Here is a 14,063-nt window from a genome sequence, read left to right as displayed (position 1 = left end):
GCAGCTTCTGGCCCGCGGGCCAAAGACTTGGCGGAAATAGGCCTTGGCCGGGCGGGCTTCATGTCTCGTCTTTGTGTTCATCCTGTGATCAACTGTTGCGGTCGATACAGGATCGTTGATCCGGGAAATAAGTGGAGCCGAAAGTGGTGAACCTGTCCGCCGATTATAAAGCACGGGCTGCCGAATTGCCCGGAATGTTCCGGGATGTCTTTACGGCCTCGGAAAACGAGGAAGAAGGGCGCATAGTCAGTGCCTTGGCAGCGGACCTTTTGAAATCGACCCCTGAGGATGATCTGCTGGGCGTGTTGGCTACGGACAGGGATGTGTTGGTCGGGTGCATCCTGTTTTCACGGCTTCATTATGATCAGGACCCGCGTCAGGTGTTCCTGATGTCCCCGGTGGCCGTACGAACGGACAGGCAAAAATCGGGGATCGGTCAGAGGCTGATTGGGTTCGGGCTGGAGCAATTGCGCCTGCACGGGGTGGATTTTGTCGCGACCTATGGTGACCCGGCCTATTACGGCAAAACCGGGTTTCAGCCGATCACCGAAGCGGTCGCCCAGCCGCCCATGCCGCTGAATATGCCGCACGGATGGCTGGGGCAATCTTTGAGCGGTGATGAGACACCAATTGAAGGCCCGTCGCGCTGTGTCAGCGCGTTCAACAGGCCTGATTTGTGGTAGATCAGTAGCTCTCGATCTGGCCGTCCTGCTGCCAGGGTTTGACCAGGTTGCCAAAACGGGTGAACTGCGCCTCGAAGGACAGCTCGACCGTACCGATAGGGCCGTGACGCTGCTTGCCGACGATGACCTCGGCCTTGCCATGCAGGCGTTCCATGGCCTGCTTCCACTCTTCCATCTTTTCCAGCTCGTGATCGCCGGGCTTTTCGCGTTCCTTGTAGTATTCCTCGCGGAACACGAACATCACCACGTCGGCATCCTGTTCGATCGAGCCCGATTCCCGCAGGTCAGACAGCTGCGGGCGTTTGTCGTCGCGGCTTTCGACCTGACGGCTCAGCTGAGACAGGGCGATAACCGGGATGTTCAACTCCTTGGCGATGGCCTTCATGCCCATCGAAATCTCGGCGATCTCGTTCACCCGGTTGTCGGACATACCGCGGCAAAGCTGCAAATAGTCGATCACCAGCAGGTCCAGCCCATGCGTCCGCTTCAACCGACGTGCGCGCGCGGCAAGCTGCGAGATCGGCAGGGCAGGGGTGTCGTCAATGAACAGGGGGCAGGCTTCCAATTCCTTGGCGGCATCGACAAAGCGGCGGAACTCGGATTCGGTCATGTCACCTTGGCGGATTTTGTGGCTGGAGATCTCGGAGGCTTCGGCCAGAACACGGCCGGCCAGCTGCTCGGCGCTCATTTCGAGCGAGAAGAACCCGACCACTCCACCGTCAACCGCACCTTCGCTGCCATCCGACTTAGTGCCACGCTTGTAAGCCTTGGCCACGTTGAACGCCACGTTGGTCGCCAACGAGGTTTTACCCATCGACGGACGACCGGCCAGGATGATCAGGTCCGAAGGATGCAAGCCACCAAGCTGTTTGTCCAAGTCGGCCAGACCGGTGGAAATCCCTGCCATGCCACCACCGCGCTGGTACGCTTCGTTGGTGACGTTGACGGCTTCTGTGACCGCCTTGAGGAAGGATTGAAATCCCTGTTCGGTCTGGCCCTGCTCGGATAACTGATAAAGCTGCTGCTCGGCCTCGACGATTTGTTCTTTCGGCTCGCTGGACACATCGACCCGCGCTGCCTTGTCCGATATGTCCCGCCCCAGCCGGATCAACTCTCGCCGGATGGCGAGGTCATAGATCATCTGGGCATAGTCATGCACCGCAAAGGCACTGATCGAGGCACCCGCGAGTTTGACCAGATAGGCGGGGCCGCCCAGCTCCTTCAGGCCCTCATCCTCGGCCATGAAGGATTTCAGCGTCACGGGCGAGGCCAGCGCATTCTTGGCGATGCGATTGGCCGCGACCTCATAGATACGGGCGTGGACCGGGTCATAGAAATGTTCGGACCCGATGATCGAAGCGACCCGGTCATAGAGATCATTGTTGGTAAGGATCGCACCCAGAAGCTGCTGCTCGGCCTCAATGGAGTGCGGCATGGTTTCGGCATTCTGAATCTGTGCCGCTGCCTGCTCGATGCTGCTTATTTCGTTCATTGCTGCTCTCACCGTCCCTTGGGAAACAGTCCATACCCGAGCCCCCTGAGTCGGGGCAAATTGTATGTTTCTGGGGATAGACTGTGCATATCTCCGGGCCCCATCATGTTGAAGCATGAAGGGGCCATTCGTCAACATATTGTGCGACTTTCACTGATCTGCCGGACGGTTTTGCGCGTCGTTCGGCAGATGCCGTTACGTCAGCCTTTGTTGGCTTCCTGCCAGCCGCGCGGGTCGTTCAGGAAGGCCTCGACACCGTCAAGTGTCTCTTGGTCAAAGGCTTTCTGCGCCTTGGCTTCGGCCAGAACGTCCCACCAGGTGCACAGGTGATGCAGTTGCACGCCGTGATCGCCGAGGGTTTTTTCGGTCTCGGGGAAAATGCCATAGTAGAAAATCACCGCCGTATGCCCGCAGGTCGCGCCGGTCTCGCGGATCGCATCCACAAAGGACAGTTTCGAGCCGCCATCGGTGGTCAGGTCCTCGACCAGCAGTACACGTTCCCCTTCGCTCATGGCACCTTCGATGCGGGCGTTACGGCCGTAACCCTTGGGCTTTTTGCGCACATAGGTCATCGGCAGCGCCATACGCTCAGCGACCATTGCCGCAAACGGAATGCCCGCAGTCTCGCCCCCCGCGATATTGTCGAACGCCTCAAACCCTGCGTCACGCATCACGGTGACGGTCAGGAAATCCATCAGGGTCGAGCGGATGCGCGGGTACGAGATCAGCTTGCGGCAGTCGATATAGGTCGGGCTGGGCAGGCCGCTCGCCAAGGTGAACGGCTCGCGCGAATTGAAGTGGACGGCCTTGATCTCCAGCAGCATTCGCGCGGTCAGGCGGGCGATTTCGGTGCTATCGGGAAAGGAACTGGGGATCATGGTGCAACCTCGGGACAAAATGACGTTGCGGGCTGATAGCGCGACCCTTGGCCCAGAGTCGAGAGGCGAACGCCCAAAAGAAAAGCGGACCCCGTCAAGAGGTCCGCTTTGGCCCTCGCGGGCAGTAGGCAGCCAAGGTGGGCTTAGCTGCTCATGTCGTAGGCGCGCTCGCCGTGTGCCGACAGATCGAGCCCGTTTGTTTCGGTCTCGGCGTCTACGCGAAGCGGAGTGATGAGCGCAACCACCTTGATCAACACAAATGTGACAACTGACGTAAAGATACCCACGATCAGCAACCCACCCAGCTGTGCAGTCCAGGCACCCAATCCAAAGACGGCGATCATGATGGTGCCAAATATGCCGCCCACACCGTGCACCGCGAAAACGTCCAGCGTGTCGTCGATGTTCAGCATGTTGCGGATGACGTTGACGGCCTCTTGGCACAGAACGCCTGCCACGGCACCGATGATCAGCGCTTGAACCGGATCGACATAGCCCGAAGCCGGCGTGATCGAGGCCAGACCGGCAATCGTACCGGTGACCAGACCCACCATCGAGGCCTTGCCATACTTGATGCGTTCCCACAGCGCCCAGGTCAGCGAGGCGGTCGCGGCCGAGATATGTGTCACGGTCATCGCCATCGCAGCGCCGCCATCGGCCGCCAGTTGCGAGCCGCCGTTGAAGCCGAACCAGCCGACCCACAGCATCGCGGCCCCGATCATGACAAAGCCGGGATTGTGCGGAGGGGTGGTGCGGTTGCGGCGCGGCCCGAGGATGACGGCGATAATCAACGCGGCGAGACCGGCCGTTTCGTGCACCACGATTCCACCTGCAAAGTCGCGGACACCGACCTCACCCAGGATACCGCCATCGGTCAGGATGCCGCCGCCCCAGATCCAGTGCACGACGGGCGCGTAGCACAAAAGCATCCAAAGCGCTGAGAATGTCAGGACAAAGCCATAGCCCACGCGTTCCACATAAGCGCCGACAATCAGGGCCGGAGTGATGATGGCGAAGGTCATCTGGAAGGCAAAGAACAGAACCTCGGGCAGGGTGCCCGACAGGCTGTCGGCATCCACACCGTTCAGGAAGGCTTTGCCCAGACCGCCCCACAGACCTGATCCACCGTCGCCGAATGCGATCGAATAACCCGCGACCAGCCAGAGGATGCTCATCAGACAGGCGATGCTGAAGCAGTGCATGAAGACACTCAGCACGTTGCGGGCGCGCACGAGGCCGCCGTAAAACAGAGCCAGTCCCGGCAATGTCATGAACAGGACCAGGGCGGTTGCCACAATGATCCAGGCGGTATCGGCTCCATTCATCGGCCGGTCTCCTCTTCAGCTTGCGTGGCGCGTCTTGAAGCGGAGAGGAGGCGGGGAAAAAAGAGGCACACGCCAATTTGGGCGCCTATTTTGGGGGCTTTTTGTTAACTGGTGACTAAATGCGCATCAAAAGGCGTAAGCTGCATTATTTTTGGGCGATAATGGAAAGCCCCTGTGAGAGCATATCCAGCGCATGATCCCGCGCTGCGCGGCGAACGTTGTCCCGGCCAAGCGCACCGAAGTCCACCGTTTCAGTGCGGGTCGGTGCGCCTTCTGCAGCCAGCCCGAAGCAGACCCGGCCCTCGGGCTTGAACTCGGACCCGCCGGGGCCTGCGATACCGGTGATCGAAACAGTGAGCTGCGCGTCGGAATTCATCAGCGCCCCTTCGGCCATTTCGCCCGCGACCTGTTCCGAGACAGCGCCATGAGCGGCAAGCGTCTCGGCCCGCACGCCTAGCATCTGCTGCTTGGCGGTGTTGGTGTAGGTGACAAAGCCGCGCTCAACGACGGCGGAACTACCGGCGACATCGGTCAGCGCTGCAGCGACCATACCGCCGGTGCAGCTTTCGGCGGTGGCGATCATCACGCCTTGCGCCTTGGCATGGTCGAGGAGCGTGGAAACGGTCATAGCCCCAGAACTCCGTGTGAGATGCCAGCAAGGATCAGCACGCCGACGCCGGCGAACATACCAGCGATCACGTCGTCCAGCATCACGCCCATCGCGTCATTGCGCCGGTCGGCCCAGCCGACGGGGCCGGGTTTGGTGATGTCGAACAGGCGGAACAGCAGGAACCCGGCGATCCAGCCGGGCCAGAGCGCCGTGATATCGATCCCATACGTCCAGGCCGGATAGGAAATCGCCCACAAGGCGGTGAATTGCCCGGCGACCTCGTCAATGACAATCTCGGACGGGTCGTGATTGTCCTGGCCCTCTGTCATCACGCGTGTCGCCCACAGGCCGCCGAAAAACACGGCAAGTGTTGCGATCGCCAGCAATGGGAAGCCACCTATAGTATGCAAGACCCATGCCAAGGGCAGCGCGGCCAGCGATCCCCAAGTCCCTGGTGCCGGGCGCAGGTATCCGACACCACACACAGTTCCGATCAGGCGTGCGGCGTTCATGATTTCACCAGACAGGCTGTAGCCAGCGAGGCAATCCCCTCACTACGCCCGGTGAAACCCAGCCGTTCAGACGTGGTCGCTTTGACCGAGACCTGATCGGCGCGCAGCCCCATGATCCGTGCCATCTCGTCCCGCATGGCAGGCGCGTGGGGACCAATCTTGGGGTATTCGCAGACCAACGTGCAGTCGACATTCGAGATGACGTATCCCATCTTCCCGGCCAGATCGACCGCGTGGCGCAGGAAAATCTCGCTTGCAGCACCCTTCCATTGCGGGTCCGACGGCGGGAAATGCTGACCGATGTCGCCCTGTGCCAGTGCGCCATAGATTGCGTCGGTCACCGCGTGCATTCCCACGTCGGCGTCAGAATGCCCTTGCAGGCCGCGCCCATGCGGTACCTTCACGCCACACAGGATCACGTGATCCCCGTCGCCAAACCGATGCACGTCGTACCCGTTGCCCAGCCTTACATCCATATCCGTTCCCAATATGCGTTCCGCCCGGGCAAAGTCCTCGGGCCGTGTGATTTTGATATTGTCTGCATCGCCCGGCACGATGGCCACGTCCAGCCCGGCGGCGCGGGCGACCTCGACGTCATCGGCAGCCCCTCCGGGATGGGCCGCATGGGCCGCGACGATGGCGTCATAGTGAAAACCCTGTGGTGTCTGCGCGGCAAACAGACCCGAGCGGTCCTGCGTTCCGGTCACGATGGCTCCGTCCCCGGTCCACAGTGCATCGGTCACGGCCAGCCCCGGTGCGGCCGCCGGGTGTGCGTTCAGCGCCGCAAGAACCCGCTGAATGGTCGGCAGCCCGACACAGGGCCGGGCGACGTCATGTATAAGGACGTGATCAACTGCAAGCTCTGCCAGAGCGGCAAGACCGTTGCGGACCGAGCCGGCCCGGTTGTTGCCTCCCGATGCAAGGATCAGGTCGGTGTTTTCGAACTCTGCCCATGCGGGTCCGTCATCTGCGGACAGGACCAGCACGATGTAGTCCACCTGTCCCCGGAAACGATCAATGGTCCAGTCTGCAACGCGAAGCCCGGCCAGTGGGCGCCATTGTTTGGGAATGCCCCCTCCGGCGCGCAGCCCGCGTCCTGCGGCGACGATGATGGCGGCGGTGGTCATGAGGGCGTTTTCTCCGGTGATTTGAGGGCAATGTTTAGGGTGCGGTGAATGCAGAGGCAATCACCCGCGGTAATCTGCCTAAAAATTAGGCATGTGATGATTTTGCGGGCTTGATGGCTGCCGATTTGTTGTTCATATGCGCTCAATTCGATATCAAAGCCGCAACTGCCCAAGGATTAAGCACGTTGACTCTTCAACTCGCCGACAAAGACCTGAACCCGCCGGTGCTTCTGGCTCCGATGGCCGGAATCACCGATCGGCCGTTCCGTGATCTGGTGATGCGCTTTGGCGCGGGCATGGTCGTCAGCGAGATGGTAGCCAGCCAGGAGATGGTACAGGCCAAACCCGGCGTGCGTGAGCGGGCCGAGCTGTCGGCGGATGTGGAAAACACAGCTGTGCAACTGGCCGGGCGCGAGGCGCATTGGATGGCCGAGGCCGCGCGGCAGGTGGCTGATCGCGGGGCGCGGGTGATCGACATCAACATGGGGTGTCCGGCCAAGAAAGTGACCAATGGCTATTCCGGATCGGCCCTTTTGAAAATGCCGGATCACGCGCTGACCCTGATCGAGGCAGTGGTCGAGGCTGTCGATGTGCCGGTCACGCTGAAAACCCGCTTGGGCTGGGACGACAACCTGCTGAACGCGCCCGATGTAGCACTACGAGCGCAGGAGGCTGGTATCCGCATGGTCACGATCCACGGCCGGACCCGCTGCCAATTCTACAAAGGACAAGCCGATTGGAACGCGATCCGGGCGGTGAAAGAGGCGGTCTCAATCCCCGTCATCGCCAACGGCGACATTGTGGATACCGACACCGCGCGCACGGCGTTGGCGCAGTCGGTGGCCGATGGAGTCATGGTCGGGCGCGGTGCGCAGGGCAAACCGTGGCTGTTGGCCCAAATCTGTCACGACCTTTACGGCTCCGAGGCCCCTGACATTCCCACGGGTGACGATCTGACCGACATGGTGCGCGCGCACTATCAGGCGATGCTGGAATTCTACGGCACCGATCTGGGCCTGCGCGTCGCGCGCAAGCATCTGGGCTGGTACATGGATGAGGCCGGAACGCCTGCTGCGCTGCGCCGCGCCGTTCTGACCTCGCGTGATACCGAGGAGGTGATGCGTCTGTTGGGCGATGCGCTGAGTACCGATGCGGAGGCCGCAGCATGACCTCGGATCAAAGCATCTGGACCTCGCTGCCGGTTCCGGCCTTCATCATCGACGCCGAGGATCGGATTGCCGATGTGAACTCGGCCGGTGAGGGGTTTCTGAACGCCTCGCGCAAATCGGTGGTTGGGCATCCGGTCTGGGATCAGATCGCCGTGGACGCACCATTGGAAGAAGCTTTTGAGCGCGCGCGTGCCTATGGTACACCGCTGTTCGTCAACGACGTGGACGCCGGATCGGGTAACCGGGCACCTTTGCAATGTGCGCTGCAGATCGCGCCGCTGGTCGGGCAACCGGGGTCGATGATCATGATCATCTCACCACGCGAACTGGCGGGGCGGATGACGCGGGGCAACACGGTGAAATCCGCCGCGCAATCGGCAATTGGCATGGCCGAGATGCTGGCGCATGAGATCAAGAACCCGCTGGCTGGGATCACCGGGGCGGCGCAATTGCTGAGCATGAATATCCCCCAGCAAGACCTTGAATTAACTGATCTTATTGTTGCCGAAAGCCGCCGCATCGTAAAGCTTCTGGAGCAGGTCGAGCAGTTCGGCAATCTCTCGCAGCCGGATTTCCAGCCGGTCAACATTCACGACGTTCTGGACCGTGCCCGCCGTTCGGCATTGTTGGGGTTTGGCGCACATATGACAATCATCGAGGACTACGACCCCTCGCTGCCGCTGGCTTTTGGTGATCCGGACCAGTTTCTGCAGGTGGTACTGAACTTGCTCAAGAACGCCTCAGAGGCTGCTGATCCCAAAGGCGGAACCATTCGCCTGCGCACCTATTTCGAACATTCCTTCCGGCTGCGGCGCAGTGATGGTTCCGGCCATTCCCTGCCGTTGCAGATCGAGATTATCGACGACGGGCCGGGCCTGCCCGAGAAAATCCGCGGCGATATCTTCGACCCGTTCGTGTCGGGCAAGGAAAACGGCACCGGCCTTGGGCTGGCGCTGGTCAGCAAGATCATCTCGGACCATGACGGCTGGATTTCCGCCGATTCGGTGCCGGGCCGCACGGTGTTCCGCATCTCGCTGAGGCGGGCACCGAAAGACGCAACGTAAACAGCCGATAAGAGCAAAGACACAAGGAGAGCACCCGATGGATGGCACAGTACTGGTCGCAGATGACGACCGCACGATCCGCACCGTTCTGACTCAGGCCCTGACGCGGGCGGGGTGCAAGGTCCACGCCACATCCTCGCTGACCACGCTGATGCGCTGGGTCGGGGAAGGCAAGGGCGACGTGGTGATTTCTGACGTCGTCATGCCGGACGGGAATGGGTTGGAGATGCTGCCGAAAATTGCGCAGGATCGCCCCGGTTTGCCGGTCATTGTGATTTCGGCCCAGAACACGATCATGACGGCGATCCAGGCGGCTGAGGCGGATGCTTATGATTATCTGCCTAAACCGTTCGATCTACCCGATCTGATGAAACGCACCGCTAGGGCGTTGGAGCAAAAGCAGCGTACGCCTGCCGAAGTGGTCGAAACCAGCGACGACCGTCCCGAAGAGTTGCCTCTGGTCGGGCGGACCCCGGTGATGCAGGCGCTGTACCGGCTGGTCGCGCGGGTTATGAATACCGATCTGTCGGTGATGATTTCCGGTGAAAGTGGCACTGGTAAGTCCCTGATCGCGCGCGCTATTCACGATTTCTCGGACCGCCGCACATTGCCGTTTGTAACGGCGACGGCAGCGGACCTGCGGGATCTGGAAGGCCCGGCGCGGGTGATGGCCCGGGTGCGTGGCGGCACGCTGTTGATCGACGAGATCGCCGATATCGAGGACGAGTTGCAAGCGCGCATCGTGCGCATGATGGACACGCCGGGCGATCACGTGCCGCGCTTTATGGCCACCAGCCAATCGGACCTGACCGAAGCGATGGAGAGCGGGCAGGTGCGTCAGGACCTCTATTATCGCCTGTGCGGCGCGACCGTACATGTGCCGGCATTGCGCGAACGAGTGGATGACATCACTCTGCTGGCAGACCATTTCTTGGCACGGGAAGAGCGTGAACATGGCACCAAACGCTGGCTCAGCCCCGATGCGGTGGAACTGGTGCGCCGCTATTCCTGGCCGGGCAACGTGCGGCAGTTGGAGAACGCGATCCGCCGACTGAGCCTGACCAGCCGCGCCGACGAGATTTCCAAGGCCGAGGTCGAGATGGTGTTGGGCAGCCAGCCTGAAGCAGAACCGGTTCTGGGCGATGGTGAGCGCGAGAAATTGTCGGCCTCGGTGGCGCGCCATCTGCGTCGGTATTTCGACCTGCATGGTAATTTGTTGCCGCCTCCGGGCCTGTATCAACGCATTCTGCGCGAGGTCGAGGCGCCTCTGATCGAATTGGCGCTGGACGCAACCGGCGGAAATCAGGCGAAATGTGCCGATCTTCTGGGGATCAACCGAAATACGCTGCGGAAAAAAATTACAGATCTCGATATTCAGGTGACACGTCGACGCAAACTGATGTAATATCGCCACACAAATTGTGGCATCCGGGTTCGCACCTGGCAAGGACCACGACATATGGCGGTACGTCGCACAAGCGACACATCAGGATGAGGGCAGACGGTGGCAACCCGGGCACAGAGCGGGCCGATTCCAGCGATCAATCGGTGGCGGAAATCCCGAAAACTGCGCAATTTCGGCACTTTGGGGCTGGTTCTTCTAGGCCCTGCCTTGGCGCTTGCCACTTATCTTGTCATCGGTCCGTTTGATCTGGGGGCGACGGCCCCCACGCTGCGCCTGATTCTTCTTGCAGACCTGGTTTATGTGTTGGTTGTCGCCGCTCTGGTTTTGGGGCAGGTCGGCAGTCTGATCGCCGCCCGCCGTGCGAAATCGGCTGGTTCCCGTCTGCACCTTCGTCTGATCGGCGCATTTACGCTGTTGGCGTTGGTGCCGACCGTAACCGTTGCGATCTTTGCAGGCCTGACGGTGAATATCGGCCTTGAAGGGTGGTTCTCGGATCGTGTGCGGCAGGTTGTGGGCTCATCCCTGTCCGCGGCCGAGGCGTATGAGCAAGAACACCGCCAGGGCCTGACACAGGACGCCGTTGTGTTGGCGCGGTTCCTCGATACTGCCCGTGCGCGAGATTTTTACATCTCGGACGCAGAACTGCGTGAAGTACTGGCGCAGGGGCAGGCGCAAATCCAGCGCGGCCTGCGCGAAGCCTATGTAATTGATGGCAGCGGAGAAATCCGGTCGCGCGGCGATCGATCCTATCTGTTCGACTACGAAGCGCCCACACCCGAGCAGATGGTCGAAGCAACGGACAACGACTTTCTGATCATAGCCGACTGGCAAAACAACGAGTTCCGCGCGTTGGTCCCGCTGAAGGCCTATTTGGACCGGTATCTCTATGTCAGCCGTGAGGTGGATGGGCAGTTGCTGACGCTGCTGGATGACACCAAGGAAACAGCGCAATTCTATCAACAGTTGGAAAGCGATCGGGGCCGGGTGCTGTTCGAATTCGGCCTGTTGTATCTGAGCTTCGCGGTGATCCTCATTCTGGCGGCGGTGTCGTTGGGTATGTGGTTCGCCGAGCGCCTGTCGCGCCCGGTTGGGCGGCTGACCACGGCAGCACAGCGCGTTGGTGCTGGTGACCTGAGCGTGCAGGTGATCGAAGAAGCCAATGACGACGAGATCGCCATGTTAGGCCGTTATTTCAACCAGATGACCCGGCAACTTAAAGGACAGCGCGATACTCTGCTGGAAAACACCCGCCAGATCGAACGCCGTCGGAGACTGTTCGATTCGGTACTCAGCTCGGTGACTTCGGGCGTGGTGGGGGTTGACCCGGACGGGTGCGTGACGTTTGTGAACCGGTCGGCCGAGCGTCTGCTGGACTGGGCGCACATGGACGAGAAACTGTCGATCGGAATCGCGGTGCCCGAGTTCCTGCCACTGTTCGAAAGCCTCAAGGAAAGCGGGCAGGAGGCAGTTCAGGGTGAGATCAAGGTCACCCGCAAGGGGCAGCTGGAAAATCTTCTGGTTCGCATGGCCACGCGACGCGGCGAAGATGGCGGGCTGGAAGGGTATGTGGTTGCCTTTGATGACGTGACCGATCTGGTCAGCGCACAGCGGATGGCCGCGTGGGGCGACGTGGCGCGCCGCATTGCGCACGAGATCAAGAACCCGCTGACGCCGATCCAGCTGAGCGCCGAGCGGATCAAACGCAAGTTCTCACGCAAGCTGAATGAAGAGGATTGCGACAGCCTCGAATCTATGACCGACGTGATCGTGCGGCAGACCAATGACCTGCGGCGGATCGTGGACGAATTCTCGAAATTTGCGCGGATGCCGGAACCGGATCGGCGTGAAGAAGACGTGGTCGGACTGGTGCGTGAGGCCGTGCTGTTGCAGCAGGCCGGACAGCCGGATGTTCAGATCGACGCCTCACTGCCGGATTATCCGATCCTGGCGGATCTGGATGCGACGATGCTGAATCAGGCGCTGACCAATCTGATCAAGAACGCTGGTGAGGCCATTGAGACTTTGAAGAAAAAAGGCCCACCAGACAATCTGAAGCCACAGATCAAAGTGGACGTGACCAGCGACAATGCGGGGACGGTCATTACCATTGCAGACAACGGCATCGGCCTGCCCGAAGATCGGGCACGCCTGTTCGAGCCGTATGTGACCACACGGGACGAGGGTACAGGTCTGGGCCTGCCCATCGTCAAGAAGATCATCGAAGAACATGGCGGAGCGCTCACACTTGAAGACGCGCCCGTCTTTGACGGACAGGACCATTTCGGTGCGATGGCCGTAATCCGTTTGCCGGGGGGCAATTTCTCTCCGACCGCAGCGCCACAAAAGCAGGCAATTCATACAAACAAACTGAAAGCAGGCCAAAGATGAGCGACATTCTGATCGTAGATGACGAACGCGATATTCGCGAACTGGTGTCCGACATTCTGGAGGACGAAGGCTATTCAACCCGGCTGGCCGGCAACTCGGACGAGTGCATGGCCGAGATCAACTCTGAGCCGCCGGGGCTGTTGATTCTGGATATCTGGCTGAAGGACAGCCGCATGGACGGGATCGATATTCTGAAGTCGGTAAAACGCGACAATCCAGACGTGCCGGTGGTGATCATTTCGGGCCACGGCAATATCGAAATCGCGGTGGCAGCAATCAAACAGGGCGCTTATGACTTTATCGAAAAGCCCTTTAACATTGACCAGTTGATGGTGGTGATCCGCCGCGCGATGGAGACCTCTCGCCTGCGTCGCGAGAATGCCACGCTGAAACGCAAAGAGGTCACCAGTTCCGACATGATCGGCAAATCTGCCTCCTTCCGCGCGATGCAGAGCCAGCTGGACAAGGTGACCAAATCCAACGGTCGCGTGATGCTGAGCGGTCCCGCCGGATCCGGGAAGGAAATTGCCGCACGCTATATCCACGCCCATTCCAACCGCGCCAACGCGCCCTTCGTGACCGTGAACTGCGCCGGGATCGAACCTGAGCGCGTTGAAGAGGTTCTGTTCGGGCGTGAGTCCTCGGAACGCGGCATCGAATCCGGCCTGCTGGAAGAGGCCCACGGTGGCGTGGTCTATTTCGACGAGGTCGCGGATATGCCCTTGGGCACGCAATCCAAGATCCTGCGTGTACTGGTCGATCAGCAATTCCAGCGCGTCGGCGGTTCGGACAAGGTGCGGGTTGATCTGCGGGTGATCTCGTCGACCAACCGCGATCTGGAACATGAAATCGCCGCTGACCGTTTCCGCGAGGAGTTGTATCACCGCCTCAACGTGGTGCCGATCGCGGTGCCGTCGCTGGAAGAGCGGCGCGAGGATATTCCGGTTCTGGCGCAGCATTTCATTGAAATGTGCAACGAATCTCAGGGTCTGGCCCTGCGCGAAATCTCGGAAGAGGCGGTGGCGTTGCTGCAGACCATGACCTGGCCGGGTAACGTGCGTCAGCTCAAGAACCTGATCGAGCGTGTGCTGATCCTGGGCGACGGCGCCGGACCGATCGAGGCCAAGGAACTGCCGACCGAAGAGGAAAAGGCCGACGATTCGGGCCGCGTCGTGCTGTCTGGCGCCCTCGCGACATTGCCGCTGCGCGAAGCACGCGAGGCGTTCGAACGTGAATACCTGCTGACCCAGATCAATCGCTTTGGTGGCAATATCAGCCGCACCGCCAGCTTTGTCGGGATGGAGCGCAGCGCGCTGCACCGCAAGCTCAAGTCGCTGGGAGTGGTGACCTCGAACAAATCCGGCGCGCGTGTGGCGCAGCTGGACGAACCGGAACCGGCGGAGTAATCCG

12 protein-coding genes are annotated in these 14,063 nt (G+C 60.6%); 6 read left to right on the top strand and 6 right to left on the bottom strand.

Annotated elements, in window-relative coordinates:
- Positions 1–143: 143 nt before the first annotated feature.
- Positions 144–683, top strand: coding sequence for a GNAT family N-acetyltransferase (locus GOX88_RS03825; protein WP_170399388.1), 540 nt, complete (start codon positions 144–146; stop codon positions 681–683).
- Between the two features lies 1 nt (position 684).
- Here the strand turns inward: GOX88_RS03825 and GOX88_RS03820 are convergent, their stop codons facing one another.
- The 6 genes from GOX88_RS03820 to GOX88_RS03795 all read right to left on the bottom strand — a co-directional run bounded on the left by GOX88_RS03820 (position 685) and on the right by GOX88_RS03795 (position 6,627).
- Positions 685–2,175 carry a replicative DNA helicase gene (locus tag GOX88_RS03820; protein ID WP_170399386.1) on the bottom strand — a complete coding sequence of 497 codons (1,491 nt, stop codon included), beginning with the start codon at positions 2,173–2,175 and terminating at the stop codon, positions 685–687.
- 200 nt (positions 2,176–2,375) lie between these two features.
- On the bottom strand, positions 2,376–3,053 hold the full coding sequence (locus tag GOX88_RS03815) for an orotate phosphoribosyltransferase (RefSeq protein ID WP_170399384.1): 678 nt from the start codon (positions 3,051–3,053) through the stop codon (positions 2,376–2,378).
- 143 nt (positions 3,054–3,196) lie between these two features.
- Positions 3,197–4,378, bottom strand: coding sequence for an ammonium transporter (locus GOX88_RS03810; protein WP_170399382.1), 1,182 nt, complete (start codon positions 4,376–4,378; stop codon positions 3,197–3,199).
- A gap of 145 nt (positions 4,379–4,523) precedes the next feature.
- Positions 4,524–5,006 carry a CinA family protein gene (locus GOX88_RS03805; RefSeq protein WP_170399380.1) on the bottom strand — a complete coding sequence of 161 codons (483 nt, stop codon included), beginning with the start codon at positions 5,004–5,006 and terminating at the stop codon, positions 4,524–4,526.
- Positions 5,003–5,500 carry a phosphatidylglycerophosphatase A family protein gene (locus GOX88_RS03800; RefSeq protein WP_170399378.1) on the bottom strand — a complete coding sequence of 166 codons (498 nt, stop codon included), beginning with the start codon at positions 5,498–5,500 and terminating at the stop codon, positions 5,003–5,005. The genes GOX88_RS03805 and GOX88_RS03800 overlap by 4 nt, the downstream gene beginning before the upstream one ends.
- On the bottom strand, positions 5,497–6,627 hold the full coding sequence (locus GOX88_RS03795) for a bifunctional 2-C-methyl-D-erythritol 4-phosphate cytidylyltransferase/2-C-methyl-D-erythritol 2,4-cyclodiphosphate synthase (protein WP_170399376.1): 1,131 nt from the start codon (positions 6,625–6,627) through the stop codon (positions 5,497–5,499). The genes GOX88_RS03800 and GOX88_RS03795 overlap by 4 nt, the downstream gene beginning before the upstream one ends.
- A 185-nt stretch (positions 6,628–6,812) precedes the next feature.
- On the opposite strand from GOX88_RS03795, the gene dusB reads away from it, so the two are divergent.
- From dusB to ntrX, 5 genes are all read left to right on the top strand, one after another.
- Entirely contained in the window at positions 6,813–7,796 is a 984-nt protein-coding gene (gene dusB / locus GOX88_RS03790; protein WP_437436414.1) for a tRNA dihydrouridine synthase DusB, read from the top strand.
- The gene (locus GOX88_RS03785; protein ID WP_170399374.1) at positions 7,793–8,860 is read left to right on the top strand and encodes a two-component system sensor histidine kinase NtrB; all 1,068 of its coding nucleotides are present in this window, start codon (positions 7,793–7,795) and stop codon (positions 8,858–8,860) included. The genes dusB and GOX88_RS03785 overlap by 4 nt, the downstream gene beginning before the upstream one ends.
- A gap of 37 nt (positions 8,861–8,897) precedes the next feature.
- On the top strand, positions 8,898–10,265 hold the full coding sequence (locus tag GOX88_RS03780; RefSeq protein WP_170399373.1) for a response regulator: 1,368 nt from the start codon (positions 8,898–8,900) through the stop codon (positions 10,263–10,265).
- Between the two features lie 99 nt (positions 10,266–10,364).
- On the top strand, positions 10,365–12,653 hold the full coding sequence (locus GOX88_RS03775) for a sensor histidine kinase NtrY-like (RefSeq protein WP_170399372.1): 2,289 nt from the start codon (positions 10,365–10,367) through the stop codon (positions 12,651–12,653).
- Positions 12,650–14,059 (top strand): nitrogen assimilation response regulator NtrX, encoded by a 1,410-nt coding sequence (ntrX, locus tag GOX88_RS03770; RefSeq protein WP_170399371.1) that lies wholly within the window; start codon positions 12,650–12,652, stop codon positions 14,057–14,059. The genes GOX88_RS03775 and ntrX overlap by 4 nt, the downstream gene beginning before the upstream one ends.
- Positions 14,060–14,063: the final 4 nt, after the last annotated feature.

This window comes from Ruegeria arenilitoris (genome assembly GCF_013030985.1).
GTDB classification, from domain to species: domain Bacteria; phylum Pseudomonadota; class Alphaproteobacteria; order Rhodobacterales; family Rhodobacteraceae; genus Ruegeria; species Ruegeria arenilitoris_B.
This window is presented reverse-complemented; position numbering and strand designations above follow the sequence as displayed.